Source organism: Bacillus sp. MUM 13 (genome assembly GCF_001866725.1).
Taxonomy (GTDB): Bacteria; Bacillota; Bacilli; order Bacillales; family DSM-1321; genus Peribacillus.
In genome coordinates this window covers 1-26877 of record NZ_MLYQ01000074.1, presented here as the reverse complement: position 1 = coordinate 26877, position 26877 = coordinate 1, and the positions used below count along the sequence as shown (strand labels likewise).

Annotated in this window: 29 protein-coding genes and 2 riboswitches; of the genes, 6 read left to right on the top strand and 23 right to left on the bottom strand. The window is 42.5% G+C overall.

Annotation, left to right across the window (positions count from 1 at the left end; translation table 11 throughout):
- The first annotated feature begins 13 nt into the window (after nucleotides 1-13).
- Nucleotides 14-496 (top strand): hypothetical protein, encoded by a 483-nt coding sequence (locus BIV59_RS16870; RefSeq protein WP_139194399.1) that lies wholly within the window; start codon nucleotides 14-16, stop codon nucleotides 494-496.
- A gap of 195 nt (nucleotides 497-691) precedes the next feature.
- On the opposite strand, the gene BIV59_RS16865 is transcribed toward BIV59_RS16870, so the two are convergent.
- Complete coding sequence (locus BIV59_RS16865) at nucleotides 692-1099, bottom strand: FixH family protein (protein ID WP_071352623.1); 408 nt, start codon at nucleotides 1097-1099, stop codon at nucleotides 692-694.
- Nucleotides 1100-1151: 52 nt separating this feature from the next.
- Complete coding sequence (locus BIV59_RS16860) at nucleotides 1152-1430, bottom strand: hypothetical protein (RefSeq protein ID WP_071352622.1); 279 nt, start codon at nucleotides 1428-1430, stop codon at nucleotides 1152-1154.
- 80 nt (nucleotides 1431-1510) lie between these two features.
- Here BIV59_RS16860 and BIV59_RS16855 point away from each other — a divergent pair, with 80 nt between their 5' ends.
- Entirely contained in the window at nucleotides 1511-1759 is a 249-nt protein-coding gene (locus tag BIV59_RS16855; RefSeq protein ID WP_071352621.1) for a DNA alkylation repair protein, read from the top strand.
- 56 nt (nucleotides 1760-1815) lie between these two features.
- Here the strand turns inward: BIV59_RS16855 and BIV59_RS16850 are convergent, their stop codons facing one another.
- Both BIV59_RS16850 and BIV59_RS16845 read right to left on the bottom strand, forming a co-directional pair.
- Entirely contained in the window at nucleotides 1816-2181 is a 366-nt protein-coding gene (locus BIV59_RS16850) for a MarR family transcriptional regulator (RefSeq protein ID WP_240501934.1), read from the bottom strand.
- Between the two features lie 232 nt (nucleotides 2182-2413).
- Complete coding sequence (locus BIV59_RS16845) at nucleotides 2414-3325, bottom strand: CobW family GTP-binding protein (protein WP_071352620.1); 912 nt, start codon at nucleotides 3323-3325, stop codon at nucleotides 2414-2416.
- 392 nt (nucleotides 3326-3717) lie between these two features.
- Between BIV59_RS16845 and BIV59_RS16840 the strand changes: the two genes are divergently transcribed.
- Complete coding sequence (locus BIV59_RS16840) at nucleotides 3718-4323, top strand: hypothetical protein (protein WP_071352619.1); 606 nt, start codon at nucleotides 3718-3720, stop codon at nucleotides 4321-4323.
- Nucleotides 4324-4618: 295 nt separating this feature from the next.
- Here the strand turns inward: BIV59_RS16840 and BIV59_RS16835 are convergent, their stop codons facing one another.
- From BIV59_RS16835 to BIV59_RS16815, 5 genes are all read right to left on the bottom strand, one after another.
- Nucleotides 4619-5152 (bottom strand): cupin domain-containing protein, encoded by a 534-nt coding sequence (locus tag BIV59_RS16835; RefSeq protein WP_071352618.1) that lies wholly within the window; start codon nucleotides 5150-5152, stop codon nucleotides 4619-4621.
- A gap of 18 nt (nucleotides 5153-5170) precedes the next feature.
- On the bottom strand, nucleotides 5171-5797 hold the full coding sequence (locus tag BIV59_RS16830) for a methylthioribulose 1-phosphate dehydratase (RefSeq protein ID WP_071352617.1): 627 nt from the start codon (nucleotides 5795-5797) through the stop codon (nucleotides 5171-5173).
- A 3-nt stretch (nucleotides 5798-5800) separates the two neighbouring features.
- Entirely contained in the window at nucleotides 5801-6457 is a 657-nt protein-coding gene (locus BIV59_RS16825) for a 2-hydroxy-3-keto-5-methylthiopentenyl-1-phosphate phosphatase (RefSeq protein ID WP_071352616.1), read from the bottom strand.
- Nucleotides 6454-7698, bottom strand: a complete 1245-nt coding sequence (gene mtnW / locus BIV59_RS16820; RefSeq protein WP_071352615.1) for a 2,3-diketo-5-methylthiopentyl-1-phosphate enolase — start codon at nucleotides 7696-7698, stop codon at nucleotides 6454-6456. Before mtnW ends, BIV59_RS16825 begins: the two co-directional genes overlap by 4 nt.
- Nucleotides 7699-7764: 66 nt before the next feature.
- Nucleotides 7765-7914: riboswitch (SAM riboswitch) on the bottom strand.
- A 177-nt stretch (nucleotides 7915-8091) separates the two neighbouring features.
- Nucleotides 8092-9264, bottom strand: coding sequence for a pyridoxal phosphate-dependent aminotransferase (locus tag BIV59_RS16815; protein ID WP_071352614.1), 1173 nt, complete (start codon nucleotides 9262-9264; stop codon nucleotides 8092-8094).
- A 102-nt stretch (nucleotides 9265-9366) separates the two neighbouring features.
- Here BIV59_RS16815 and BIV59_RS16810 point away from each other — a divergent pair, with 102 nt between their 5' ends.
- The 3 genes from BIV59_RS16810 to mtnA all read left to right on the top strand — a co-directional run bounded on the left by BIV59_RS16810 (nucleotide 9367) and on the right by mtnA (nucleotide 12757).
- Nucleotides 9367-10149 (top strand): carbon-nitrogen family hydrolase, encoded by a 783-nt coding sequence (locus tag BIV59_RS16810; protein WP_071352613.1) that lies wholly within the window; start codon nucleotides 9367-9369, stop codon nucleotides 10147-10149.
- An 89-nt stretch (nucleotides 10150-10238) separates the two neighbouring features.
- Nucleotides 10239-10394: riboswitch (SAM riboswitch) on the top strand.
- A gap of 85 nt (nucleotides 10395-10479) precedes the next feature.
- Nucleotides 10480-11691: an S-methyl-5-thioribose kinase gene (gene mtnK / locus BIV59_RS16805; RefSeq protein WP_071352612.1), complete on the top strand. Its 1212-nt coding sequence runs from the start codon at nucleotides 10480-10482 to the stop codon at nucleotides 11689-11691.
- Nucleotides 11692-11707: 16 nt separating this feature from the next.
- On the top strand, nucleotides 11708-12757 hold the full coding sequence (gene mtnA, locus BIV59_RS16800; RefSeq protein WP_071352611.1) for an S-methyl-5-thioribose-1-phosphate isomerase: 1050 nt from the start codon (nucleotides 11708-11710) through the stop codon (nucleotides 12755-12757).
- 12 nt (nucleotides 12758-12769) lie between these two features.
- Here the strand turns inward: mtnA and BIV59_RS16795 are convergent, their stop codons facing one another.
- The 14 genes from BIV59_RS16795 to BIV59_RS16730 form a co-directional block, all read right to left on the bottom strand.
- Complete coding sequence (locus BIV59_RS16795; RefSeq protein WP_071352610.1) at nucleotides 12770-13222, bottom strand: YndM family protein; 453 nt, start codon at nucleotides 13220-13222, stop codon at nucleotides 12770-12772.
- Between the two features lie 142 nt (nucleotides 13223-13364).
- A complete protein-coding gene (locus BIV59_RS16790; protein WP_071352609.1) occupies nucleotides 13365-14840 on the bottom strand; it encodes a lmo1851 family serine protease in 1476 nt (491 codons plus the stop codon).
- A gap of 269 nt (nucleotides 14841-15109) precedes the next feature.
- Nucleotides 15110-15814, bottom strand: a complete 705-nt coding sequence (gene deoD / locus BIV59_RS16785) for a purine-nucleoside phosphorylase (protein ID WP_071352608.1) — start codon at nucleotides 15812-15814, stop codon at nucleotides 15110-15112.
- 307 nt (nucleotides 15815-16121) lie between these two features.
- The gene (locus BIV59_RS16780) at nucleotides 16122-16292 is read right to left on the bottom strand and encodes a YozD family protein (protein WP_071352607.1); all 171 of its coding nucleotides are present in this window, start codon (nucleotides 16290-16292) and stop codon (nucleotides 16122-16124) included.
- 142 nt (nucleotides 16293-16434) lie between these two features.
- A complete protein-coding gene (locus BIV59_RS16775) occupies nucleotides 16435-17154 on the bottom strand; it encodes a hypothetical protein (protein WP_071352606.1) in 720 nt (239 codons plus the stop codon).
- Between the two features lie 376 nt (nucleotides 17155-17530).
- Entirely contained in the window at nucleotides 17531-17755 is a 225-nt protein-coding gene (locus BIV59_RS16770) for a YozE family protein (RefSeq protein WP_071352605.1), read from the bottom strand.
- Between the two features lie 694 nt (nucleotides 17756-18449).
- A complete protein-coding gene (locus BIV59_RS16765) occupies nucleotides 18450-18728 on the bottom strand; it encodes a YokU family protein (RefSeq protein ID WP_071352604.1) in 279 nt (92 codons plus the stop codon).
- Nucleotide 18729: 1 nt separating this feature from the next.
- The gene (gene kamA, locus BIV59_RS16760; protein WP_071352603.1) at nucleotides 18730-20151 is read right to left on the bottom strand and encodes a lysine 2,3-aminomutase; all 1422 of its coding nucleotides are present in this window, start codon (nucleotides 20149-20151) and stop codon (nucleotides 18730-18732) included.
- Nucleotides 20152-20327: 176 nt separating this feature from the next.
- Nucleotides 20328-21713, bottom strand: coding sequence for a sigma-54 interaction domain-containing protein (locus tag BIV59_RS16755; protein ID WP_071352602.1), 1386 nt, complete (start codon nucleotides 21711-21713; stop codon nucleotides 20328-20330).
- Nucleotides 21714-21793: 80 nt separating this feature from the next.
- A complete protein-coding gene (gene ablB / locus BIV59_RS16750) occupies nucleotides 21794-22636 on the bottom strand; it encodes a putative beta-lysine N-acetyltransferase (protein WP_071352601.1) in 843 nt (280 codons plus the stop codon).
- A gap of 56 nt (nucleotides 22637-22692) precedes the next feature.
- Entirely contained in the window at nucleotides 22693-23961 is a 1269-nt protein-coding gene (locus BIV59_RS16745) for a peptidase (protein WP_071352600.1), read from the bottom strand.
- 13 nt (nucleotides 23962-23974) lie between these two features.
- A complete protein-coding gene (locus tag BIV59_RS16740) occupies nucleotides 23975-24634 on the bottom strand; it encodes a 3-oxoacid CoA-transferase subunit B (protein WP_071352599.1) in 660 nt (219 codons plus the stop codon).
- The gene (locus tag BIV59_RS16735; RefSeq protein ID WP_071352598.1) at nucleotides 24613-25311 is read right to left on the bottom strand and encodes a CoA transferase subunit A; all 699 of its coding nucleotides are present in this window, start codon (nucleotides 25309-25311) and stop codon (nucleotides 24613-24615) included. The genes BIV59_RS16740 and BIV59_RS16735 overlap by 22 nt, the downstream gene beginning before the upstream one ends.
- A gap of 12 nt (nucleotides 25312-25323) precedes the next feature.
- Complete coding sequence (locus BIV59_RS16730; RefSeq protein WP_071352597.1) at nucleotides 25324-26682, bottom strand: aspartate aminotransferase family protein; 1359 nt, start codon at nucleotides 26680-26682, stop codon at nucleotides 25324-25326.
- Between the last annotated feature and the right edge of the window lie 195 nt (nucleotides 26683-26877).

The following is a 26877-nucleotide window of genomic DNA, read 5'->3' as shown; positions in this document are numbered from 1 at the left end:
TGGAAAACCGGGAATGATAAAGTTTTTTAAAAGAAAAAAAACGGCCAGCAGCATATATGATGAAAAAATCGATTCACTAGAGGCAACCCTGAAAAATATCGAGCAGTATCTTTTTCAGCTTTCGTCCAATAAAGGGCCCCCCATTCTCAAACAGCAGGTTTCCATCAGACATGAAAACCCGGGCAGACAAGAGCAAAAAACCGAACAGCGTGTTCAGCCTCCGTCAATAAAAGCTGAAGATTCTCTCGGGCCGGCCGCAGGCTCTCCCATCAAAATTGAGTCTTTAAGGGTCGATAAGATTATTGTGGAGAAGCTGGAATACTCAAACAACTTTGGACAGCTTGGAATAAATGAACTAACCGGCAAACTGAACATTGGAGCGAGCTATGAAGGCAAGCTAAAGAAAATGCCGGAATTCAGCATGGCTAAATTTGCCTCAAAAGATGATGATGAAAAAACACCGGAGGTCAAGCTTCATTCAAGAAAGGAGGAATAGCTTATCACAGCAGAAAAACATGAAAAAGTATCCTAAAGTAATCGGAGCGGGTTCTGCTGCCGATTATTTTTTTTGTTTTGCTTACTGCAGATTTCAAGGCTCCTTATGCCCCCGCCTGTGATGCTAATCCCCCAAGAGCCAGTGAATCCGCTATCAGCAAAAATTCCTAAAAACAATACATGCGATTTCCTGGAATTACTCCGTGCTGCTGCGGGAGCCGACGGTAAATTCCTTTTTAGGCATTGCATGCATCCCTTCTGCTGTTACGTGCGCAATGATGTAATAGGTCCCTTGTTCAGAAAAGTTTTTTTTAATTTCATAGTCGCCTTTTTTATTTGGCTGTACTTCAATTGTTGTATGCTTATTCATTTGCGAATTCCAAATCTCGAATTTTACTTCGTCAGCCTTTTTCACTCTTTTTCCATTAGAAACAATGTCTGCTTTAAAATCCACCGTTTTATTGATATCTGCTATTTCCGGATTGATTGTAACCTTAACATCGAGCATATTTGGCATCTCTTCGGCCATTTCCTGCTTGTTGCCGGAACACCCGCCCGCAAGCAAAAGCAGGCCAATCAACCAGCATAAGCGTATCTGTTTCATATCCAGCCCTCTTTTCCTGTGATTTTCCTGAAAACTGCAGGTCAGGTATTATCTATTTTTGAAGCGTCTTCATTTCCTCGATGTACAGAGAAAGCAGCACCTGTTTTTCATCTGCTGTCAAGGCTTCCGACTCTGCTAATCTTGTAATGCTGAGATAAAATTTTTCATAGCTCGACTTTCTTGTTCTTGGATGTGCATTTTCATCAAGAAGTTCCCGGCGTATCAGCTCACTTACTATTTCTTCAGGCTTTTGTTCCTTTTTACGCAGCTGCCGGTTATTCCAGAGCTTTAAATATGAGGAAAGCAGCTCTTCGCTAGGTATATTTGTCATTAGAAATTCCTCCTTTTTGGCGGCTTTGTACATAAAACTCAGACGATTTGCAAAAACTTACAGAAAAAGGAGTGAATAACATGCCACAGGTATATCGATGTCCCGGATGCAAAACCAATAAATCCAGATTTAACATGATTCAGCAGGTTTCAGTCCCTGTTAAAAAAGATCCTCATACTGGGGAAATCGTCTCTGAATATTCCAATGATGCTCTTGATCCCTTCCATTTGCCTTATAAAGGGCCAGAATTAAAGGTTCAATGCGCGACATGCGGAATGATAGACGAAGAAAAATCCTTTGCTGCTTTCGGGAATATGGACATGCAATAAATTATTAAATACGAAATAAAAGCGGCATTAGCCATCACTGCCTAATGCCGCCATTTTCATTTAAACTTTTTGATTAAATGCAGCAATGATGTCAATTCATCTTCTGTAAATGTTCCGAATTTTTCATGAAGGTATTCGGTCTTTTTCTTTTCCAGATTATTGATGAGGTTTACACCTTCTTCTGTCAAATCGAATGTGACAACTCTACGGTCACTTTCCGTTCTTTTTCTGAGAATCAAGCCTTTTTTCACTAATGATTCCGTAACGGTTGTGATATGGCTTGCAGAAACATCCATTTCCTTTGATAGCCCTGTTGCATTTTTTATTTCAGAAAAAGCTATATTTTTCAAAACAAGAAATTCACTGCTATTAATGGATTCACCGTAAATGACAGATAACTCTTTACGCATTGTTCTAAACATATTCTTGAATTCTTTTTCTAAAAGATATAATTTATCTTGTTTTAAAATGATAATCATTCCTTTAATTTTATATGAAGGCGATATTCTAAACGCTTTAAGTATAAAGGTAAATAGGCCATAAGTGTAGTATTATCCTTCAAAAAAAAATAAACCAGTATTGATTGGTTTATTTTTCTATGATTTTCGCCCTGCCCCCGGATTTTATCCCCAGTTTTTTACTGGTTTTTTACAGTTACCCGAGATTTTCCAGCCCTTCCACGATTCCTGCTTTATCAAGTTCTTCACCGATGATAACCAAATTCAAAGGCAAATTCAGCCCTTCCTGCAGAAAAAGCGGCATTCCATAGGAATATTGAAACAGATATGGATAATCAGAATGTGAAAATTTGATGTAGCCCTTCATTCTGTATATGGTATCAGGAAGGCTGCGCAGCCATTCTTCAAATTCCTGCTGTTTTATTGCATCTTTGAACCGGTGCACTAGCGCCTCAAGCTGCAAACTGTGCTTGGATCCTGAAATTTTGGAAGCATCTTTTGGCTGCATATTCATGTTCCTGATCATATCCAATGAAATACTTGCCTGGCTGGTTAGCAGGCAAAAGGCCTTTGGATTAATATCCTGAATGCTAAAAAGGATTTGGCCTGCATCAATTTCACTGACAAGATCCTGTTTATTCAGCAAAATCAAATCAGCATGGCGAATTTGCTCGAAAAGAAGCTGCCGGAGATGAGGAGGAAGCTTTTCTCTGTCTTTCCACCTTAAGAGGTCAACCACTCCAACAATCCCTTTGTATATAAGCTGATCTGCAAAGAGCGGCGACATGATGCTGTCGAGCACTTCCACCGGATGGGCTGCACCAGTGGTTTCAATATAGATGGAATCTAAATCATTGGAAGATAAAAGCTCATGCAGCTGCACTTCAAGCTTGTCCTGAATACTGCAGCAAATGCACCCGTCAAATAATTCTTTAAGAGGAACATCCTCCCCGATCAAACCAGTATCCACAGATATGCTGCCTAATTCATTAAGCAATACCGCAATTTTTCTGCCTGCCTTTTTTTCTTCTTTTATTATATTTCTCAGCAGCGTTGTTTTGCCGCTGCCCAGGAAACCGCCAAGTATGTAAATTTCTGTTTTCTTCATTATTTTTCTCCTAATTCTGTTTCTTTATTACCCTTTATTTTAACATATTCCTGCATGCAGTGAATGCGGCATTTATCTGATATGGCTTTATATTCTGGGGGACTACTTATTTTTAGAAGATTTGGTTTGGATGAAAATAGTATCCTGTCTTGAAGCGATTAATATCTCCGTAAACCGCTCATATGGAATAAATATCCATAAATTGTTCAATTTGTGCTATAGTGAAAAGAAAAAGCATTTTAGCTTTTAAATTTTACTGAAACAACAGCAGACTGCATTAACTATACAAGTTCAACAAATATGTATTCCTGCTCAGTAATAAAGATGTATTTGGGCATTAACGATCCTGCTGCAGCAAATGATTATGAAGGAATCATTAAGGAGCTGAACAAATGAATAAGGGAGCAAAAATCATTACTTCCTTTGTTTTGGCTTTAGGGGTGTTATATGGGTGTTTTTATGCCCGCAATCTTCATGCAGCTCTGAAAACAGTAACGGCTGGTGCAAAATACACCGCTCCTGAAAATGTGAATCACTTTATTATGGAAGCAGAGTTAATAGCCAAGGTTACTAAAGTGGATGAAAAGAATGTGGCAGAAGTTATTCAAAGTTTATCCGATTCAAGTTTAAGTTTTGAAAGTCCATACACAGAGTCCACTTTTAAAATAGAAAAAATTTATCAAGATGCTAAATCAAAGTTCAAAGTAAATGATGAAGTGATTGTTCAGGAATTTGCCGGATATACTCAAAATAAATTAACAGGCCAAAGAACCTTCTATACTTCTGAGGACTATGAATTAACCAAAAAAGGGGATTCATACCTAATAGGTGTAAGAGAAAGCAAATCTTCTAAAGGAAAGTATGTGTGGATTGGGCATATATTCGGGAAATACTCTCTGGAATCCGCTGATGCGAAAAAGGTTGAGTCTCACATGAATCGGGAGGTATTAAAGGAATACAAAAAATTTGAACACGAGTTAAAAGGAAAGTTTAATTAATTTCAGGCAAACCCTATACGAATCTTTAATAATTTTAGGACAATAGTTCTCATAAACTATTGTCCTCTTTAGTTGTAATGTATATGTTATACATTATTTGCAGAGTTTTCTGTGTCGTACGTTAAACAGGCAATACTCACTTTACACATGTTTATCCAGACCCATGAAAGACTATAAGAATGAATAGGAATATGCTTTTAAAGAATCTGCCGGAACTTTAAAAAGAGTAAAGGAAAAGGCCGTCCATCCCTCTTTTTTGGGGACGGATGGCCTTTTGGCTTCCGATATGTTTTATTCAGGCCTGGATTTCTTCTTTTTCATAGATTGGCACCCAGCCTTCCGTTGTTACAAAAATACGGACAGCCACAACTTTGCGGTCCTCCTGAAGGGTAAAATAATGGCGGACAGATTCCGGTACGCTGATTAAATCACCAGGATCCAGATTCACATCGAACCATGTACCTTCTTTTCCTTCAATGGCAAATAAGCCATGTCCGCTTACAATAAAACGAACTTCGTCATCTGAATGATGGTGCTCTTGTTTAAAATTGCTGAGTAAGGCGTCAAGATTTGGGGTAGAATCCGAAAGTGTAATCACATCATGGGATTTATAGCCCCTTCTATTGGAGATTTCCGTGATTTCTTCTTGAAAGGACTGAAGAATCTCATTCTTTTCTTCATCAGTAAGCTGAAATTTTTCCCTTAATTGCTCTGGAAGTTTTTCAATATCCCAGTTTTCATAAATAACACCCTCGTTTTGCAGAAAAGCATGTACCTTTTCCCTTCCTTCAATCAATTCAGCTTTTCCATGAATTTTAATGCTCGCCATGTATAATCCCTCCAATTTTTATAATGAAACTGCATATGCAGCCTGCTGCCTTAATAGCAGATGATACTGAAAAAGAAATTCGCTTGCCTCAAGATACTTCTTTGCTTCCAGCGGTGTCCTTCCCCATACTGTAATTCCATGATTGCGGATCAATATGGCACCGGCGGAGCTTTCAATAAACTTCGAAAATTCCGTTGAAAGAGCAGGTATATCCGCATGATTATGCACAATCGGAATTGTGAACTCTGCATCTTCCTCCCATCTTCCAGTGGCTTTGATAATTTCATGGTCTTTGAAGGTCACTTTTCCTTTATCTGCGTAAAGATCTGAAATGACGTTATTTTCCACGGTATGGATGTGGAGGACACAGCCTGCATCGGTTTTTCTGTAGATTTCCGTATGCAAAAGAGTTTCAGCAGAAGGCCGCAGCACTGTTTCTTCAGCCGGCAGGCCATTTTCATCTGCAAGCAGAAAATCTTCACTGGTCCTCTTTCTTTTATCCTTTCCGCTGGCAGTAATCAGAAAGGTTTTTGTTCCTTTTACCTTGATGGAAAGGTTTCCGCTTGTTCCCATAAACCAGTCCCGTGCGGCAAGTTCATCCTTGATATCAGCAAGCTCCTGCCATTCTTTTTCATAGATACTCATACACTAAGCCGCCTCCAGTTTTAGCTTAAGGATATTTATACAATCAAAAAATGTTTGAAAGGGCTGATAGCTGATTCCTTCTTCCCTGCATTTTTCAATCAGGAAATCTCTTGCTAAAACCAAATCTGCTTCTTTGGCTGCTTCAAAGTCAGTGATAGAATCGCCAATGACAATTTTATAGGTATCAGCTTCCGAGATCTTCCTCATGATGGAAGGCTTGCAGCAGCCGCATCCATTCTGGCATTGGTCATCACAGGAATTCGGCCATTCTATCTTAATGTTTTCCTGTTCAAAGACCGCCTTATTGCAGTATAAAAGATCCAAATCCAATATATTTTCAAGCAGTGGTTCAATAAAGAAATCAATCCCGCCGCTGACAACGTATAAAGGGATCCTGTTTTGCCTGGCAAATGCAACAAATTCCCGGAATCCGTCACGAATAACAGCACTGCTTTTGACAAATTCGATAATGTCCTGTTCAAGCCCGCTATCGAGCAGGGAAAACATCTTTCCAACACCTTCAGAAATGCTCACTTTCTGGGATAGTACATCATCTTTTATCGATTCCCAGCCTTCGGGAGCGAATTCTTTCATGATTGCGATAATGTTGTCGCTGTTCGTGATTGTTCCGTCAAAGTCGCAAAAAATGATTGGTTTCATAGTCTCTCAGGAACACCTCCCCACAAATCCAGGGCTTTCCGGAGTTCCTGATGATCCCTGGCAGCATCTTCAAGCTTTATACCGTTTAACGAAGCTTCTACAGCCTGGCGGAATGCCTTGCCGCCGCCTGCTGCTCCATCCGGATGGCCATGCACTCCTCCGCCTGCATTTATCACGCAATCCTTCCCGAAATCCTCCATTAAATGCGGCACCATACCTGGGTGGATGCCCGCTGACGGTACCGGAAAGGCTGTATTCCATGGTTCTTCCTCTTTTGTCAGCTGACCGGCGAGCTCAATAGCAATGCTCCGGTCAAGCGCGACATTTCCATATGGTGATGGAAAAAGCGATAAATCAGCTCCAGCATACCTGACAAGCTTGCCTAAAAGCAGCGGATGGGAAACTCCGTAAAATTCCGAAGATGTCAATGAACCGCTGAATGCAGGATGTACCATGATGGGAAGGGAGACATCCTCCAATTCTCTTAAACCCTGTAGAACGTCTAGCCCATATGAAAAGACATTGAATAATAAAGCGTCAGCACCTGCTTCAGCAGCCATCCTTGCTTTATCGGCCAAGGCGAATGTGCTGCCTGTCAGATTGACAGCATATAGTGTCCGCTTTCCTGTTTCTTCGTAGGACTGACGGAGCACTTCCTTTCCCTGGATGATCCGGTCAAGAAAAGGCGTCTGATCGTTTTCAAACAGAATTTCATCATCTTTTACTAAATCAACGCCCCCTTTGGCTTGGGCGCTGAGCTGGCTTTTCAGATACGAAAGATCTCTGCCGATGACTCCTTTAAATATACTCATAACCAGCGGCCGGCCAAACACATCCAGTTTTTCGCGAATCCCCTTTATCCCATATCGCGGACCTGGGAAGGATTTTCTCAAATCCCCAGTTAGTTCAAGATCCAATAACTTTATTGCGCCGTCCAATGAGAGTTTACCGAAGACCGTTGTCAATATTGCCGGAAGATCAGCCGAAAAATTGAGAGCAGGATAAGCAATTTTAATGATGGAGCGAAATGTTTTTTCACCAAAATAATGATTAACATTTTCTCTCTGATCCAGCTCTTCTACAGACAAGACCCTCCCTTTATGCTTTTTGAGCTGCTCTTGTTCCAGGAGGGGCAAATCTGTCCACGTTCCTACTGTTAATCCAAGGGCAATTCCCTCTGCCTTTTTTTCGTGATTTCCTTTTGAATCATGGACCATATATGTTGCTATAACTTCACTCACAGTTTTCACTCCCGGATGTAAAAAATAAAAAAACCTCTTCAGAAAGAAGAGGCCTTTTGAGCCATCTTCTTATCTTTCAGCAAAAAGCTGCAAGAATTAGCACCGTGCCTTGCGGATTTTTCATCCGGCGAACATATTCGCCCCATTTTACAATGGTATTACAGTCGGTTGCCGGGCTTCATCGGGCTAGTTCCCTCCACCTGCTCACAATAAGAAAATGAAATATTTTAATTAATCATGTTTTTTAAATTGTTTAATAATTCATAATCGGAGTATGACAGGAAATTTATTTCTTGTCAATCACTTTCGGAGTTCCATTGTAAAGAATTTGCTGTGCCGCTGCTGCCTGTTATATTCCGTTCTGGCCAGCTGCTTTAAAACACGCATTAGAAGTTAAAATAAATGTAACGCATCTATTCTCCTGACAGCCTCCAAAAGCCTGTCTTCATCGGTGAGCAGTCCTGCCCTCACATAGCCTTCTCCGTATACCCCAAAACCTGCTCCTGCTGCCACTGCAACATGTGCATGCTGAAGCAGGTAATCTGAAAATTCCTGTGAAGTAAATCCCGCTGGAACTTTGAGCCATGCAAAAAAAGAGCCATCTGGCGAAGATACATTCCACCCTATAGAACGCAGGCCTCCGATGAATGCCTTTTTCCGGGATTCATAAATGTTCACCAGTTCTTTGACGCATTCCTGGGAATGCAGCAGCGCTTCTTGTGCAGCCTCTTGGATAGCCGGGAATAAGCTCACATACATATGATCCTGCAAAAGTTCAATCGCTTCTATGACACTGGAGTTTCCTACAGCAAAACCCACACGCCAGCCGGCCATGTTATAGGTTTTGGAAAGTGTATATATTTCAATGCCAATGTCCTTGGCTCCCTGTGTATGAAGGAAGCTCAGAGGTTTTTTTCCGCCAAACCCGATGCCGCCATACGCAAAATCATGAACGACGCAGATGGAGTGCTTCTTCGCAAGCTTTACTGTTTTCTCAAAGAATTCTTCTGTAGCTGCTGCACCCGTCGGATTATTTGGATAGTTTAAGAACATCAGTTTTGCCAAATCGAGTGTATCTTGGCCGATTCCATCATAATCTGGCAGAAAACCGTTTTCCTGCAGAAGCGGCAGGGTTTTGATTTTGGCCTGCGCCATTGCTATCCCGGACATATAATCAGGGTACCCGGGATCTGGAACCAGCGCTATGTCACCTGGATTCATCAGGCATTGCGGCAGTTCTACAAGCCCCGCTTTTCCGCCGAACAGGATGGCAACTTCTGAATCGGGATCAATTTTGACATTATATTCTCTTTCATAAAATTCTGCTGCAGCTTCTTTCAGTGACCGAAGCCCTTTGAATGGCGAATATTTATGATTAACAGGATTTTCGGCAGCCTGCTGCAGCTTTTTAATAATATGCTGGGGTGTTGGCATATCCGGATTTCCTTGCCCTAAATTGATTACATCATGTCCTTGTTGTGTTATGCTGTTCACCTTAGAGACCAGTGAAGCAAAAAACTGCTGAGGCAGATTTTTGAGCAGCTCTGATTTTTGGAATTCTATCATTTTGGCACCTTCTCTGAAATTTCTTGAAATTCTCGTCACAAATGATATATCTTAAAATTACTAATGTAAAGAAAATTCTATGAAATCATGGAGGAAGATAACATGAAATGGAAAATAGCGTGCATACAAATGGATATATCCTTTGGCAGACCCGCACAAAATTATGCCAGGGCAGAAGAGCTCATCCGTAAAGCTGCAGAGGAAAGCCCGGATATAGCGGTTTTGCCTGAGCTTTGGACAACGGGATATGATCTCGGCAGGCTGGATGAAATAGCTGATGACGAAGCTGCCGAAACCGTGGCATTTTTGCAGAATTGCGCAAAAGAATACCGCATCCACTTAGTGGGCGGTTCTGTTGCGAAAAAAACTGCAGAAGGAATAACAAACACCCTCATCGTCATCAGCAAGCATGGCGAGCTGATTAAAGAGTATGATAAACTTCACCTATTTCGCTTGATGGACGAACATCATTATCTGCAGCCGGGAAAAGAAGATGGACTTTTTTCTTTGGAAGGCATGCTTTGTGCAGGCTTTATTTGCTATGATATTAGATTTCCGGAATGGATACGGACCCACGCTGCAAAAGGTGCACAAGCCATATTTGTTTCTGCGGAGTGGCCTAAGCCCCGCCTTGCACACTGGCGAGCCCTATTGATCAGCAGAGCAATTGAAAACCAGGCATATGTTGTGGCAGTAAATCGCTCAGGCAGTGACCCGAAAAACATGTTCGCAGGACATTCCATGATAATAGATCCTTGGGGGGAAATTGTGGCTGAAGGTGCAGAAGAAGAAGAAATTATCACAGGAACCATCGATTTTGCCAAAACTGAAGATGTCCGGAAGCAAATTCCCGTTTTCTCTGACAGGCGGCCGGAATTTTATTGATATTCTAAAAATTCGGCGTTGACAAATGTTTTTAAATATTGTTATTATTCATTTCAGGAACCAGAAAAAAACTTAATAGAATCAACTTTCTCTTATCAAGAGCAGGCTGAGGGTTATGGCCCTATGAAGCCCAGCAACCGACCGTAATTCCATTGTGAAATGGGGCGAAACATTTTCGCCGGATCCAATCCTTAAGGCACGGTGCCAATTCCATCAGAAAGAAATTTCTTTCTGGCAGATAAGAGGTGCGAAGCCTACACTTCAAGCCTCTTTCTTTTTAGAAGGGGGCTTTTTCCTTACCCCCGGATACATTACTTGGAGGGATCACTCATGACTGAAGCTGAACATATACATTATGAACCACTGACCGAAAAAACCGCTCTTGAGCTCGTGCACCGGCTTGGATTATTTGAAGATGCGCGCAGCTTGAGCTGCAGGGAAATAGGCGATGGCAATTTAAATTATGTTTTCCGCATTACTGAAAAAGACACATCGAAGGGAATCATTATCAAACAGGCCCTGCCATATGCCAAAGTAATCGGGGAATCCTGGCCGCTTACAATCAAACGGGCAGCCATTGAAGCAAATGCACTTGTCATTTTTGGAAGCTATTGCAAGGAATATGTGCCTAAGGTTTACTATTCTGATGAAAAATTGGCCATTACCGTGATGGAGGACCTATCACACCTGACCATTGCACGCGAGGGACTGATAAATGGCGAAGAATATCCCCTGCTGTCAAAGCATATAGGGGAATATATAGCTAAAACTCTCTTCTATACTTCGGATTATTTTTTGGATCACACAAAGAAAAAGGAATTGGCGCGACAGTTTACCAATCCTGAATTATGCCATATTACAGAAACTTTTGTTTTCACAGATCCCTTTTTCGATAGTGAATCCAATGATTATGAAGCAGAGTTGAATGAAGAAGTCCAAGCTATTTGGCAAAATAATATGTTGAAGCTTGAAGTAGCTAAATTAAAGAAGAGCTTTCTGACCGAGCAAGAAGCGCTCCTGCATGGAGATCTTCATACAGGAAGCATTTTTGCAGGCAGGCAGGAAACCAAGGTAATAGATCCCGAATTTTCTTTTTATGGACCTATTGGATTTGATTTGGGACAGTATATGGCAAATCTGCTTTTTCAGGCTTTCAGCAGATCACAAGAGTCAAAAGAAGCCATCTTCACCCACCTGCATGATGTTTGGGACTCATTTGCGGAGGTTTTCACTGCCCTTTGGAATGCACAGGGACAGGAAGCTTTTTGCAGAACAGAAGGCTATCTGGAATTTGTTCTGAATAAAATCACCAATGATGCCTTTGGCTTCGCAGGCTGTGAATTAATCCGCAGGACAATCGGTTTGTCCCATGTCAAGGATCTGGACAGAATTCAAGATAAGGACACACGTATTTCAGCTAAAAAAGAGGCCCTGAGAATCGGAGAATTTTTAATAAAGAACAGGAAGCAGCTGGATATTTCACTGGTGACAGAAGCGGTGAGCCAGCATAACCTTTCACTTTCATACACTGCTAAATTATGATTCCGAGGAGATTATCATGCAAAAAACGACAGATATCCCTTCTTCCATCCAGTGGAAGGACACTCACATAACTATTCTTAACCAGCAGTCCCTGCCTCAGGTTACGGAGTTCATTGACCTTTATACGATACAAGATGTTTATGACAGCATCACCACCCTTAAAGTCAGGGGGGCTCCGGCAATCGGTATTGCCGCTGCGTACGGCATTGCACTTTCTGCTTCTGCATTTATTGGAGATGACCTTTTGGCATTCAGAAAAAAAATGGAAGAAGATATTTCCTTCCTTTCTTCTTCACGGCCAACTGCTGTCAATTTATTCTGGTCATTAAACAGAATGAGGAAAAAGCTTAATGATGCAAGCAGTGTTAATGGAGCCAAAACCGATTTGAAACATGAAGCCATCGCTATTTTCACTGAAGATGAAGCTACCTGCAGGAGCATTGGAGAATATGGATTAACGCTTTTTAAGCCTGGAGATGCTGTCTTGACCCATTGCAATGCAGGTGGTATAGCAACAGCAAGATACGGCACCGCTCTTGCCCCCTTTCACTTGGCAGCTGAAAAGGGAATGAACCTTAGGGTGTATGCGTGTGAAACAAGACCTGTCCTTCAAGGAGCAAGACTGACTGCCTGGGAGCTGATGCAGGCTGGTGTTGATGTGACCCTGATATCCGATAACATGGCTGCACATACAATCAGCACACAAAACATTTCAAGCATCATTGTTGGTGCGGACAGGATCACTGCAAATGGCGATACAGCGAATAAAATCGGCACACTTAGCCTTGCTGTACTGGCAAATCACTTTGGCATCCCCTTTTATGTTGCCGCTCCTTCCAGCACATTTGATTTATCCCTGGAAACTGGAGATTTGATTCCTATTGAAGAAAGAAATCCTAAGGAAATCACTCATATTCACGGAGTGCCAGTCGCCCCTGAAAATGTCTCAGTCTTCAATCCTGCATTTGATGTCACACCTAATCATCTGATTACAGCCATCATAACTGAAGAAGGAATCATTTATCCGGATTTCAAAAAAAACATTACAGATACTATAAAAAACTAGGGAGCTTTGCCCCTAGTTTTGTTTGTTTTCATTATGATCCTTAAACTCTGGTTCTTCTGCAAATTCTGTCTCATAAGATAATCTCCGGCTATAGAGAGCTTTTTTATCCTGAACATTTCCTGTTGTGCTGCGTCTTAAAATATGCCTGTGTACAAATACCTCTGCACCCAGTACAATGACCGCAGAAATAATGCTCCCCCAGGCAATCTGCAAATAATTCTGCAGCACAATGTTCCCGAAAACCCATACGCTGAAATATGTTATTAAAAAATCAAAAGCCAGTGCCGCTTTATTCCCGAGTCTCGGCAGAAGGATCAGGTCACCGAAAATATAGGATACAGTGACTGCAAATAAGCTAAAAGATATAATTTCCAAAAAGGAAGCTTGAAAAAACAAATCCAGTCCGACAGAAAAGGCTATAATGCAAGAGAGGAATTTAATGGCCAAAATTGCTGTATTTTTCACAGGGGTACACTCCTTTTTCTCTTTAATATGAGTCAGCAGCCTGCATTTTATACATATATAAAAGCCGATTCAGCGCGGGCAGCGCCAAATCGGCTTTTTACTTGATCAAGCGGCTTCGTTTCCGTGAACACCGTTTTCCCGATTATTTAGATTGAAGTTCTTTTTTTAATACTTCCTCTGCCTTCTTGACTTGAGTGTCATTGGCAAGGATTTTATTGCGCAATATCTCCATTAGCTTTACAGTCGTTTCGCCTGTAATAATGCCTGTTTTCTTTAAGGAATGGTCACCCTGGAACTTCATGACGGCAGATTTGGTTTGTTCATCGAAAAATCCGTCAGCCTTGCCGGGATTGTATCCTTCTGCTTTCAGCATCTCTTGTGCAGACTGCGTTTCAGCAGACGACATAGATTGCTTCAGCACTTTATCAGGAGAGATAAACGGCAGATTCGCATAGCTTGGAAGCGGTACTGCGATATCAGGTTTTATTCCCTTTTTATGAATCCAATTTCCGTTTGGAGTCAGCCATTTTGCAATCGTATATTTGATATTGGATCCATCACTGAAATCCTGTGAAGTCTGCACAGTGCCCTTGCCGAAAGATTTTTCCCCGATAAGTTTTATACCAGCTGCTTCACTTACAGCTCCGGAGACAATTTCGGAGGCGCTTGCGCTTCCTTTATCGATTAGCACAACAACAGGAAGCTTTAACTCGCCATTATTTTGAGATTTTATAATTTCTTTCTTTCCAGCTTTATCTTCTACCTGAACAATCACTTTTCCATCAGGAACGAACATGCTGGCAATTTTCATAGCCTGGTCAAGAAGCCCGCCCGGATTTCCTCGCAAGTCAAGGATAAGACCCTTCATGTTCTTCTTTTTCATTTGGCCAATTGCTGTTTCAAGTTCTTTTGACGTATTATCGGAAAAGCTTGTCACCTGGATCCTTGCAATTCCCCCTGATAGCATTTCAGGATATACTGTTTCAATCGGGATTGTATCCCGCTCAATACTTACTTGTATAGGGTTGGAATCATCTCCTCTTGAAATCTCGAGATCTGCCTTTGTCCCTTTTTTACCGCGGATTTTCAATACCGCTTCTGTAGCGCTTAATCCCTGAAGGCTCTTGCCGTTAACACTCAGGATGACATCATTAGGTTTAAGGCCTGCCTTTTCGGCAGGTGACCCTTTAATTGGGGAAACCACCATGATTTTTGAGTTTTGCTCCTGAATCTCTGCCCCAATTCCCTCGAATGAGGAAGAAATGCTTTCATGGAAGCTTTTTGCTTCCTTATCCGTCATATAGTCGGAGTAAGGATCGCCTAGTGCTTCCACCATTCCATTTATTGCCCCGTTGACAAGCGCCTTATCATCTATTTTCTGATAATACTGGCCCTTGAGTGTATTATAAGCAGAAAATAGCTTATTAAACTCCGGATGGTCTCCCTGCGTCTTTGCCACAATTGGAGCTGCTTTATCGTTCCCAAATGTAAGGGCAATCGTAGTAATTCCTGCCGTTAAAAAAATGAGCAAAAAAATCCCCATAATGAAAGGGAACCTTTTAATTTTAATAAATTTGGGTTCACTATTGTTTTCATGCTGCTTCTTTTCTTCTTCCACTAACCTTCACCACTTTCACCAATCAAAACTGGACTGTTTTATATTCAGGCATTTTATGATTATTTTAACAGGTTTGTCAGCAAACAAAAAATATTAATGATCTATTTTAAGGAATTATAGAAAAAGCCGGCATTCTAAAAAAATGATGCCAGGGCTTTCGGGGACATAAAAAATGCAGGCAGTCCAGCCAATGGCATATGCCAAATTCATGGTGTGTCATGCCATTGGCTTTACTGCCCGATCTCCTTATGGGGGGGTGGCAGGACCGCTTACTCTGCCGCTGCCGCTTCCAATGCAACTTCGATCATTTCATTAAAAGTGGTCTGCCTTTCTTCTGCTGTGGTTTCTTCTCCAGTTAAAATGTGATCGCTGACAGTTAAAACGGAAAGAGCTTTGCGCCCGAATTTGGCAGCAATCGTATAAAGAGCCGTTGTTTCCATTTCAATGGCCAGGATCTGGTATCTTGCAAGCTTCTCTAAGTCAGCGTTATCATTATAGAACTGATCGGCTGTGAATACATTTCCCGCTTTTAGGCGAAGGCCTTTTTTAAGACCTGCATCATAGGCTTTTCTTAGAAGATCGAAATCCGCTGTCGGCGCATAATCAATTCCCCCGAATGCCATCCGGTTCATCTGTGAATCTGTTGATGAGCTCATGGCAAGGATTACATCACGGACCTTGACATCTTTCTGGATGGCTCCTGCTGTTCCTACACGGATCAAATTCTGAACATTATAGCTTGAAATCAATTCATTCACATAGATGGAAATAGACGGTACTCCCATGCCTGTTCCCTGTACGGAAACTCTCTTGCCCTTATATGTACCTGTATAGCCAAACATGTTTCTTACTTCATTATATAATTTGGCATCTTCCAAAAAGGTTTCTGCTATGTATTTAGCCCGAAGCGGATCTCCCGGCAATAAGACCGTTTCTGCAATTTCGTTTTCTTTTGCACCAATATGTACACTCATTGTATTGTCCTCCTCATTGTAAAGGATATTCATATATCCTACATTAATATAACACACAGGCCTCTTGAAAGGGAAATAGAACTATATGAATGGGCATCTCCAAAAGAATACTATATGGCTTAGTTCTGTGCTGCTTAGGATCCCTCCTGGTTTCCGGAGTTTAGCATTTCAGCTCCACAAGCGGGCCAGATGTCAGGAGCATAAATAAAAATAACGGCAAATAAATAAAACGGCGGGGGTGTCCGCCGTTTAGCTTCTCGAATCATTTTCATTAAAAGGGCAATCCATCTGCCGGCTTTATTGCCGCCTACTCATCAATTTCTTCATCAATGATGCTTTTTTCAAGCAAATAGTCGAATGTAATATCAGCGATGTCTTCTACTTCTTCTGCTGTAGGAATATAGCCCCTTTTCATAAGCTCTCTAAAAAAGAACTCGGCAATTTCTTCCGTATCAATAAATACCTCGATTTCCCGCATATCATCGCCCCCTCAATAAGATGTATGAAAAAAACAAGACAAATATTCCTTGTCTATTCGTGTGAATCCGTAAAATCGGATCTTCATGAAGCCGGATGGCGTATGGTGTCCCATAGTTTTCATTTTAGCCGCCAGCGATTTTTCATGAAGATGATTCCCGATATTTATTGCCATAGTTATATACTTCGTTTGCAGCCTTTTGGACTTTGATCATCGCAATATTCATAACCTGTTTAAAATCTTCATCGCCAAACATATCATACAACAGCTGATAGTCATTATATAAATCGAGAAGCCCATCGATGAAAGCCAGTTTCTCCGATTTCGTTTTTAACGTTTCCTGCTCGCTTGCGCGGGAATCCTTCTTTGTTTTATTGAGATCTACTTTTACTGGTTTTTTTGCTATAGAGTGAAGCAATCCCAGTTTTTCAATGATGCCGTCAGCCTCTTTTGCATCTGCAATCAGGGTAAGCTCTTCCTCATGAGCCTCAAGCCATTCACCATCCGACACCCTCGAAAGCTCATAAATAACATCTTCCCAGGCATTTTCTTTATACCGCCATATTTCCGTCCTGAAGCCGATTACCTTAAAATAATCGCGGTCATATCCATCAACCTGAACAAGATCGCCAAATATAAATTTGTAATCAATGTCAACTTGTTCTTTTTCATAATGCACTTCGCCTTTATATTCGAAAATATGCTGTAAAGTGCTCTCGATATACAAACCTTCACTATAATTCACTTCATATACATAATTACCGTCGAGATACTTGATATCTGTGATATTGCCGACTGTTCCATACATGATGATCACGACGGTATCGCCTTTCTTGAACTTCGGCTGTTTCCTTTTCCCCATAAGAGACATCCCCTCAGCATAGGTCCTTTAGTTTGATTATTAAATTATATGCAGAAAGAAACAAACAGGTTAAAAAGAAAATCGGCTGGAAATAATCCCAGCCGATAAAAGCATACTGTGCCTTGTGTGACATTAAAAATCAAGGCTGTTTTCGTAAACTTTGTTGCTATGAAACAAGGGGGTGATTTCCGCTCCAGGATGCTTCGCTTTCCGCGGGGCGTGCGCTGAGCCTCCCAGGCTTCGTCTGCTTAGGTCTCACCTGTCACGTTAATCCCACAGGAGTCTCCGCACCTTCCGCTCCAATCAACCTGCTATAACAATGGAATTGCCTCGAGAACTGTTTAAGTAACAACAATCTTTAAGAAAAGAGCCAAAATCAAAGACCTTTTTCATCTTCTTGGTAAATCTCCCAAGCCTCATCGAAAATCGACATGCTATTAAGATAATGGCCGTTCATTTCAAGATATCTGCTTACTTCATCATAGCTTTTTGATTGTTTGGGAAATCCATGGTCTTCATAAGCACGATTCGCAAATTTGGTTAATTCATCTATGTCTTTGGGCTGCCTGTATTTCATTAAAAAAGAATAAAAAGCCTTCATCAGAAATCAAATCCTCCTCATTTTCTCCCGGACATCCGCTTTGCCGCTTATTGGATTGTTGCCTAGAAGTATTTAAGCACGGAAATCCACCGCAAGGCAAGCAGGATGATTAACAACATCATCTCCTCCAGCAAGGAAAGGATATGCTCAACTTAAAATTCCCAGCATGATGCAAATGGATAATAGGGTGAGCAGGATTGATCCCTTACATTTGTTTTGGGTATAGAATTGAAGTTTACACTGAGGCTTAGTATGTATCGGGTCTTGGTAAACTATTTATTTGGACTTAGAAGAATATTTCCAATAAACCCCTTTTTAAACCAGGAAAAACAGCCGATTATTATAATAAAGCAAAATAAGTCAAACCCCTTAGAAAATAAGGGATTTGACCTGCTGCAGTGTGAGTTATATTGGCTGTTTTCGTAAATGTTGCTGCCATGGAACAAGGGGATCGCTTCACAGAACATATGAAAAAACAACAATCATTAAGAAAAGAGCCTTTATATTTTAAGTATAATACGTTGATTGTAACGGAAGGTGTGAGAGTTCTACAGGCTCACCGCACGCCCCGCAGATAAGAGCATCCTGCAGCGGAAATCAGCCGGACATTTTACAAAGGCGATCTCTTTTAAAAAAATTTCAGTGGACTCTGTATTCGGGTGCAGGATTAACCCCTCGCCAATCTTACCGGTTTTTAGGTAAAGTCAAAATAATTTCTTTTTAGCAGCCTTTCTTTTTTCAGCAGTTCCCCGTAGGAGATCACTTTTTCAAGTGTTGAGGTGTTGATTAAAAACAGCTGATCTTCAATCGTTTTGACGATATCTTCCGTCTGAAAACTGGCTTTGCAGTCACTGCAGAGCTTTGAAGGTGTTTCCTTTATTTCAATGGCTTTTGTGCCATCCGGCAGCTCCCAGTATACCGACTCCTTATGATTTGTGAGCACTCCATCACCGCACCAGGGACAAAGTTCCATTTCAATCACCGCCTTTTGTTTTCAGCTCTTTGGGCTGTGGCTGATTTTTTTGCTGTGCCTGATATTTTTTTTCTTTTAACGTATCCCGTTTTTCACGCTGATCCTTTAAAGTGGTATGGACGGGATCAGATGTGTAATCCTTCCTTTTATCCATTCGTTTTAATCCTTCAGGAACAAGGTTAAATTGCTTATCATTCATTAAACCTGCGATTCCAGAGTCTGAGCTTTTTTGCATATAATCCGGGTAAACCCCTGCAAAATAGCCATCAGCCCTGCCAGGTGTGTAATTCTCCGTTTCCGGATAAGTAGTAATTACACCTTCGAAGTTCCGCAGGACGGTTTTTGACGGTGATTGTGAAATAATATAGTTTGGCTGCAGTGAAATCTTGCCACCGCCCCCTGGTGCGTCAACAACGAAGGTAGGGACAGCATAACCGGACGTATGCCCTCTCAATCCCTCGATAATTTCCAGTCCCTTTGAAATCGGTGCCCTAAAATGTCCGATGCCTTCAGATAAATCACATTGGTAAATATAATAGGGCCTTACCCTTATTTTCACTAAATCATGAACCAGTTTTTTCATAATCGGCACACTATCATTAATGCCGGCAAGTATCACAGACTGATTCCCGACCGGCACTCCGGCGTCAGCAAGCATCTCACAGGCTTTTTTAGATTCCTCTGTAATTTCTATAGAGGTATTGAAATGGGTGTTCAGCCAGACTGGATGATATTTTTTCAGGATACTGCACAGATTTTCTGTAATGCGCTGCGGGAATACAACAGGCGCCCTTGTGCCTATGCGGATGATTTCAACATGAGGGATTTCCCTCAGATTTTTCAGGATATATTCCAATATGGTGTCATTGATCAGCAGCCCGTCTCCGCCGGAAATAAGGACATCCCTTACAACAGGTGTTTCACGGATATAGTGAATCGCTGCATCCAGCTGCTTTTTGGGAACACCCATGCCAATTTGTCCGGAAAACCTTCTTCTTGTACAGTATCTGCAATACATGGAACACTGATTTGTCACCAAAAATAGGACGCGGTCCGGATATCTGTGAGTCAGGCCCGGAACCGGTGAATCTTCATCTTCATGAAGAGGGTCTTCCATATCATATTTTGTCTTATGCAATTCTTTAGAAATGGGCACAGACTGCATCCTGATCGGACAGCGCGGGTCCTCCTGATTCATCAGGGATGCATAATAAGGAGTGATATTCAAAGGAATTGTTTTCGTAGAGATCCGCACACCTTCTTCTTCGTCTTCTGTTAAATGAATGACCTTTTTCAAATCATCCAGGGTCCTGATTGTATTCGTCAATTGCCATATCCAATTGTTCCATTGCTCATCACTAACGTCTTTCCATAATTCAATATCCTTCCAGTGGCGATCTGGTTTAAATAAGTCGTAATGCATACTATTTCCTCCCCAAAAAACTTGATACTTACATTTAATGCAAGAATCGTGCCAAAATAGACAATTACCTCTCATTTCCATAAATATTTCATCTGGTTTGCAGGTGTGCCGGATGTGCCCTGGCTTCTAATTACTGCAAAAAAATCCTGTACAAGCGCAACAGGATTTTTCTTTTGCTATTTCTTCCCCTTCTGAATCTTGTATTGAAGCGTTTGCCTCGGAATGTCAAGCAGCCTTGACGCCTTAAGGATATTGCCTTCTGAAGCTGCAAGAGCCTTTTCAATCAATTGGGACTCCGTTCGCCTCACTGCCTCACGTAAAGGCAGGAACTCCGGAAATTTCGGCGTTTCCCGAGGAACTGCCTGTAAAGATACCGGAAGATCGCTGTTTTGCAGCTGCTGTGTTTCAGTTTGGTTGATCATGAACTCAATCGTATGCTTGAGCTCTCTGACATTTCCAGGCCATTGATAGTCAATAAAGGTTTTTCTGACAGCTTGGGTTAAATCAGTAACATTGCGGCTGAATTTTTCATTAAAATAATTCATAAAATGATGGGAAAGCATCAAGATATCCTCTTTTCGCTCACGGAGCGGGGGCAGCTCATAGCTCATCACGTTCAGGCGGTAATATAAATCGCCCCGCAGGAGGTTTTCTTTTACCGCTTCAGAAGGGGGAATATTCATTGCCGCCATTACCCTTACATCCGTTTTGATGCTCTTGCTTCCTCCGATTCTCCGTACCATGCCGTCTTCCAGCACCCTCAAAAGTTTGGCCTGCAGGGCCACAGGCATGGATTGCAGTTCATCCAGAAAAAGTGTCCCTCCGTTTGCAAGCTCGAATAATCCCCCGCGTTCCACAGCGCCGGTATAGCTGCCTTTGGCAGTTCCAAACAGGAGGCTTTCAAGCAGCGCTTCAGGGAGAGCGGCACAGTTTTGGGCAATAAATGGGCCATTCCTTCTTTTTGACTCATTATGGATGCTTTGTACAAAAAGCTCCTTTCCTGTACCGCTTTCTCCATAAATAAGCACAGGTGAATCGGCTAGCGCGGCTTTTTTGGCCTGCTCAATTTTTTTTCTGAACTCAATGTTTTCTGTAAGAATATCTTTAAAAGTGAAGAATGCCCCGCTTGTTCCTGTCTTTACTGCCGGTTTTGTCTTTAGTGTATGCTCTAAATCCAGAAGCCGCTCAGAAAGGACTTTCAGCTTGGAGAAATCCTTCGCAATTTCAACAGCACCGATAAGTTCCTCGCCGACCTTTATAGGAAGGGTAGTGTTCATGGTTTCTATTTTCCTTCCATGCAGGTTCAGGTAAGTCTGGCTTTTGTGAATAATGGGCTCTCCTGTCTGCAAAACCTGAAGCAGGGTCGATGAGTGCCTGGTCAGGGAGGGGAAAACCGACAATAACGGCTTCCCCAAAACCTCATTCGCCTTCATTCCATCATGGTTTGCTGCCACTTCGTTATAAAATATCGTCCGCCCGTCTGTGCCGACTACATGTATTCCTTCGTCTATGCTCTTTAATATGGCTTCCAGCACTTCATTCGTATTAAATTCTTCCTGCATGTATGGCCTCCTATCTCTCTTTTTACTAATATATGAGATGATGCCGGAAACTTGCCAAATACATGCCGGATTTTTGGCAGCTATGCTAAATTCTTTACCCAAACATTCATATCTTCCAGCTTGTCAAAAATATAACAGTTGTTGGCCATTCTTCCTTTATATGTATAATCAAGCTGTTGAAAGGCCGCATTCATGCCAAAAGAAAGTGAACGCGCTATTGAATACAGACAAAAAGTCCCTTTTTCAAAAAGATCCTCTTCAAGCCTTGAAAGCAATATTTTCATAAGTCCAAATTGCCGATGATCCGGCAGGGTTGCGCAATCTGTCAATTCTGCATTATGGTAAACAGCGCTGCATTCTGCTGAAGCAGCACTGACAATCTTTCCGCCAAATGTACAAATAAAAAAAACAGTGTCTTTGCCCATGCACTTTTTGATATATTCCGGGTCATTCATAGGGACAGGATATATTTCGAATACAGCAGAATAAAGGGCAGCCAATTCATCAGCATCCTCCATCACGGCTCTTCTTGCACCATAGCCAGCTGGGAGACTGCCGTTTTCAGGCTTCCTTTTAAGCTTTGTTACTTCTTCCAGAATAAGATCCTCCTTTGCCCAGAATGCGCTGTTTCTTCTTTGTTCGGTAAAGTACTTGGAGAACAGATAACAGTCACTGCCAAGAAAGTATCCCGGTATACACGCTTCCAGCACGAAGCCCTTTTCCAGCAGGTGCATAGCCTGTTCCTTCCTTGCTTTAAATATAAGTTTTTCTGCATTTATTTCACGGGCTATCCTGATGGACTCCCCGGATATTTGAGCAACCTGGCCCAGGCAGTCATCTGTTCTTGCTCTTTTGTTAAAAGCATCTAATGTAATGGAAAGGGAGAATCCCGGTTTCATTATCGTTTTTTCTTCCGGCTGCATTACAAAATCACTCCTTTTCCGTTTTTGAATTGCAGCTTTCCCATCTCTTTTCAGGATTAATCTGATTTTATTCCGCACCAGTTAATGATCGTAAGCGCAATAACTTCAGCGGCCTGTATCATTTTGTCCACCTCAATATATTCGTTCGCTTCATGGGCGCACTCCGTAACTCCGGGACCAAAAACAATGACAGGTGTTTCTCCCACATTGGAAAGATAACCTCCATCAGTTCCCCAAGGCGAAGCCTCTAATACAGGTTCAGAACCCAAGGCATCCCTGTATTCATCCGATATCGCCTGCAGCAGGGGATGTTCAAGATCCAAGTTACCCGGAAGCCATCTTGCCCCGAACCATTCCAATTCCACTGGCTTATTTTGAAACCATTCATGGCTTGCATTGATTTCAGAAACAAAGCGCTCAAGAGCCTGTTCAGCGCTTTCAACCGTTTCCCAGGGAGAAATTCCAAATCTTCCTTCAATCACTGCTTTATCAGGGACGGACGAAGGCCATTCACCGGCAGAAATTTTTCCGATATTGATTGGTATAGGGATAGGTATATTTTCGTACAGGCGGCTTTTAATATTAGCATTCCTCTTCTCTTCCAGCCTTTTAATCGCTGCCAGCACCTCTGAAGCTAAATCTATGGCGTTCACTCCCTCGTACCTTGTCCCGCCATGTGCCGATTTACCTTTGATGGTCAGCCTGAACCACATGGATCCCTGCTGCAGCGGAAATATCTTCATATTGGTCGGCTCCGGGATGATAGCCCCGTCCGCCTTATATCCTCTCAGCACAGCAGCTAGAGTTCCCGCTCCGCCGCTCTCTTCTTCTATTACGCTTTGAAAAATCACGTCGCCTTTAAGAGGAATATTGAGAGCTGCCAATGCTTCAAGAGCCATAAGCAAAGAAACCGTTCCTCCCTTCATATCTGATGCTCCCCTGCCATATATCCTTCCTTCATGAAAGGTGCCGCTGTATGGGTCATCGTCCCAGTCTTCTGCATTTCCTTCAGGAACTACATCAATATGGCCATTCAAAATCAGTGATCTGCCGCCTCCGCTTCCTTTTTTAACGGCTATTAAATTCGGATTCTCACTAAAATTCGTCCGGTCACAATAAAAGCGCGGATGATTTCTAAGCGTTTCATCCCCAATTTCCCATAAATCAATTTCAAGCCCCAATTCCCGGCACTTTTCCACGATAATCGCCTGCGCCTTTCCTTCATTCCCTCTCTTGCTTGGCTCCTGGATGAGCCTTTGAAGAAGCTTAATGGCATTTTTTTCACTGCCGCTCAGCCACCTGCTGATTTCTTTTTGGTATGTCATCAGGCATCCTCCTCTAAATGATCTTTAGTTTTGATGAAACGATAAATTTGGCTGATGTTTTTTGAACAACATCCGATACGGAAAATGGCTTGAATAGATCACTTAAAACCAGACCTGCTTCACTTACAGAGAAAACACCCATTTCAGTGATGACCATATGTACGCAGCGCTTTGATGTAAGCGGCAGGGTGCAGGTTTCTACAAGTTTGGGAGCTCCCCATTTATCGGTATGGTTCATTAGCACAATGACCTTCTTGGCTTTTGAGGCAAGCTCCATTGCCCCGCCCATGCCAGGCACCTTTTTTCCGGGAACAATCCAATTTGCAAGATCACCATTTTCACTCACCTGAAGGGCGCCGAGTACAGTCACGTCAACTTTTCCCCTCCTGATCATTCCAAAAGCTACTGTACTGTCAAAATAAGAAGCACCATTTCTCACAGATACCGGAAAGCCGCCAGCATTGCATAGATGAGGATCTTCTTCTCCTTTTTTTGGCGTCTGGCCCATGCCTGCAATGCCATTTTCAGCATGAAACATGACTGTATGATTTTCAGGTAGAAAATCAGGGACCAGGGATGGTATGCCGATTCCTAAGTTTACAAGCATGCCATTTTTAATTTCTTCTGCCGCCCTTTTTGCAAGCTTTTTTCTTATATCTTCTCCCAGGCCCATTTCCAGGTAACCCCCTTGCTCTCAATGATATGGTCGATAAAAACACCCGGTGAAACAATTTCTTCCGGATCCAGGGAGCCCAGCGGAACGATTTCGCGTACCTCGGCAATTGTCCTGCTTCCTGCCATGGCAACCAGGGGGTTGTTGTTGCGCGCGCTTTTATCATAAACAAGGTTTCCATAGGGATCTGCTTTTTCGGCATATACTATGGCCACATCAGCGGTTATGGCGGGTTCGGCCAAATATCTTTTACTGTCCACGGTGACTACACTTTTATCTCTTTTTACAAAATCATCTTCAAGCCCGATATCCGTTAATATCCCTCCCAGGCCCATGCCTCCTGCCCGTATTCTTTCAGCAAGTGTCCCTTGAGGGGAGAACTCAATTTCCATTTCACCGGATGTCATAAATCCCCCTGCATTCGGATTGGAGCCGATATGGGAAACAATCATTTTCTTCACCCTTCTGGCCGTAACCGCCCGGCCGATTCCAATATCGGGGAAGCCAGCATCATTTCCTATGACAGTCAGGTTTTTCACTCCGCTTTGGAGGATTAAATCTATCAGTCCAGGAGGGGTTCCAACTCCGCCGAACCCTCCAAATAAAATGGTCATTCCATCCTTGAAAACATGTTTGATATCTTCCATGCAACATATTTTGTTAAAAGCATTACTCATTTTTACACCTCCTTAATCGGATTCCATGAATCCCGGCAATGCCTCATTCGTAAAATCGGCAAATGTCAGATCCAGCCTGAAAAGCAGGTCGTTCATTTCTGCTTCAGTGATGGTTAACGGAGGTGCAATCATGACGGCAGATCCTGTTACTCCATCATGGCCGGATGCGGCTGGATAAAGAAGCAAACCGTTTTTCTGTGCCAGGGAAATAAATGTATTCGTTACTTCTGCAGAACGGAGGAAGGGTTCTTTCGTTCTCTTGTTTTTTACAAATTCAATCCCTAAGAGGAGGCCTTTTCCCCTGACATCTCCAATAAAGGTATGATTCTCAGCCGTTTTCTTTAGTGCCTGTTTCAAAAAAATCCCTGAAGCTGCTGCTTTGGAAGCTACATCATGTTTTTCAACATATTCGAGCACTGCCAATGAGACGGCGCAGGATTGAGGATTTGCACTGAATGTATGTCCGCCCATAATGGATTTAGAACCCTGTAAAATAGGCTGTATCACATGATCTGCCATCACCGCAGCTGCAATCGGGGTGTATCCGCCGCTCATCCCTTTTCCGAAGACCATGATATCCGGACAGGCATCCCAGTGGTCACAGGCAAGTGTCTTTCCTGTCCTTCCAAACCCTGTCATCACTTCGTCAGCAATAAATAAAATGTTATATTTTCTGCAAATCCTTTTAATTTCCTGAAAGTATCCTTCTGGCGGAGAAATCGCCCCGCCAGCTGCACCGATAACCGGTTCAGCAATGAACGCTGCAACATGATCCTCCCCTATTCTTCTAATAGACGACTCCAGTTCTTTTGCACAGGCCATCCCGCATGTTAAGGCTTCCATTCCGAGCGGGCATCTGTAGCAATATGGAGGAGGCACAGAGGGAAAGGACTCCAGATATTCTGTAAATCGCTCACGGCGCTGCTGATATCCTGACATGGATAAAGCCCCCATCGTTATGCCATGATAGCTCATCCAGCGCGATATGATTCTGCTCTTTTGCGGTTTCCCTTTTTCCTGCCAGTGCTGAATAGCGATTTTCATGGCTGTTTCAGTTGCCTCTGAACCGCTGTTGACAAAAAAACTCCAGGGCATTTTTCCATCCGTCATCTCCGAGATTTTCGCTGCAAGATTTTCGGCTGCATCACTTGTAAATTGCGAGCGGTATACAAAGGATACTTTTTTCGCCTGCTCTGCCATGGCTGCCGCAATTTCTTCGACTCCGTGGCCGATATTGGCCGTCACTGCCCCGGATGAAGCATCCAAATAATCTTTTCCTTCATGGTCATACAAATACACGCCTTTTCCATGGCTGATTGTCGGATAGCCGGCATCTAGCACTGGCTTTATCAATGAAGATTGCTGTTTCACCTGGCCCACTCCTTTACTCTCTTAAAGGCTGTTTTCGTATACTTTGCTGCTACCTGAACAAGGGGTTGATTTCCGCTCCAGGATGCTCGCTTTCCGCGGGGCGGGCGGTGAGCCTCACAAGCAAAGCTTGCGGGGTCTCACCTTCCCGCTAATCCCGCAGGAGTCTCGCACCTTCCGCTCCAATCAACCTCATCT

Coding starts and splice junctions, on each gene's coding strand:
- BIV59_RS16740 (WP_071352599.1), bottom strand. CDS start 24,634: ATGGGCCTGGGAGAAGATATAAGAAAAAAGCTTGCAAAAAGGGCGGCA.
- ablB (WP_071352601.1), bottom strand. CDS start 22,636: ATGCAGCCGGAAGAAAAAACGATAATGAAACCGGGATTCTCCCTTTCC.
- BIV59_RS16755 (WP_071352602.1), bottom strand. CDS start 21,713: ATGCAGGAAGAATTTAATACGAATGAAGTGCTGGAAGCCATATTAAAG.
- BIV59_RS16850 (WP_240501934.1), bottom strand. CDS start 2,181: ATGTTTAGAACAATGCGTAAAGAGTTATCTGTCATTTACGGTGAATCC.
- BIV59_RS16765 (WP_071352604.1), bottom strand. CDS start 18,728: ATGGAACTTTGTCCCTGGTGCGGTGATGGAGTGCTCACAAATCATAAG.
- BIV59_RS16770 (WP_071352605.1), bottom strand. CDS start 17,755: ATGAAGGCTTTTTATTCTTTTTTAATGAAATACAGGCAGCCCAAAGAC.
- BIV59_RS16830 (WP_071352617.1), bottom strand. CDS start 5,797: ATGAGTATCTATGAAAAAGAATGGCAGGAGCTTGCTGATATCAAGGAT.
- BIV59_RS16810 (WP_071352613.1), top strand. CDS start 9,367: ATGAAATGGAAAATAGCGTGCATACAAATGGATATATCCTTTGGCAGA.
- BIV59_RS16780 (WP_071352607.1), bottom strand. CDS start 16,292: ATGCGGGAAATCGAGGTATTTATTGATACGGAAGAAATTGCCGAGTTC.
- BIV59_RS16845 (WP_071352620.1), bottom strand. CDS start 3,325: ATGAAGAAAACAGAAATTTACATACTTGGCGGTTTCCTGGGCAGCGGC.
- BIV59_RS16865 (WP_071352623.1), bottom strand. CDS start 1,099: ATGAAACAGATACGCTTATGCTGGTTGATTGGCCTGCTTTTGCTTGCG.
- mtnK (WP_071352612.1), top strand. CDS start 10,480: ATGACTGAAGCTGAACATATACATTATGAACCACTGACCGAAAAAACC.
- BIV59_RS16815 (WP_071352614.1), bottom strand. CDS start 9,264: ATGATAGAATTCCAAAAATCAGAGCTGCTCAAAAATCTGCCTCAGCAG.
- BIV59_RS16775 (WP_071352606.1), bottom strand. CDS start 17,154: ATGGGGAAAAGGAAACAGCCGAAGTTCAAGAAAGGCGATACCGTCGTG.
- BIV59_RS16735 (WP_071352598.1), bottom strand. CDS start 25,311: ATGAGTAATGCTTTTAACAAAATATGTTGCATGGAAGATATCAAACAT.
- BIV59_RS16855 (WP_071352621.1), top strand. CDS start 1,511: ATGCCACAGGTATATCGATGTCCCGGATGCAAAACCAATAAATCCAGA.
- BIV59_RS16870 (WP_139194399.1), top strand. CDS start 14: ATGATAAAGTTTTTTAAAAGAAAAAAAACGGCCAGCAGCATATATGAT.
- mtnA (WP_071352611.1), top strand. CDS start 11,708: ATGCAAAAAACGACAGATATCCCTTCTTCCATCCAGTGGAAGGACACT.
- deoD (WP_071352608.1), bottom strand. CDS start 15,814: ATGAGTGTACATATTGGTGCAAAAGAAAACGAAATTGCAGAAACGGTC.
- BIV59_RS16835 (WP_071352618.1), bottom strand. CDS start 5,152: ATGGCGAGCATTAAAATTCATGGAAAAGCTGAATTGATTGAAGGAAGG.
- BIV59_RS16825 (WP_071352616.1), bottom strand. CDS start 6,457: ATGAAACCAATCATTTTTTGCGACTTTGACGGAACAATCACGAACAGC.
- BIV59_RS16840 (WP_071352619.1), top strand. CDS start 3,718: ATGAATAAGGGAGCAAAAATCATTACTTCCTTTGTTTTGGCTTTAGGG.
- BIV59_RS16860 (WP_071352622.1), bottom strand. CDS start 1,430: ATGACAAATATACCTAGCGAAGAGCTGCTTTCCTCATATTTAAAGCTC.
- BIV59_RS16745 (WP_071352600.1), bottom strand. CDS start 23,961: ATGACATACCAAAAAGAAATCAGCAGGTGGCTGAGCGGCAGTGAAAAA.
- kamA (WP_071352603.1), bottom strand. CDS start 20,151: ATGCATTACGACTTATTTAAACCAGATCGCCACTGGAAGGATATTGAA.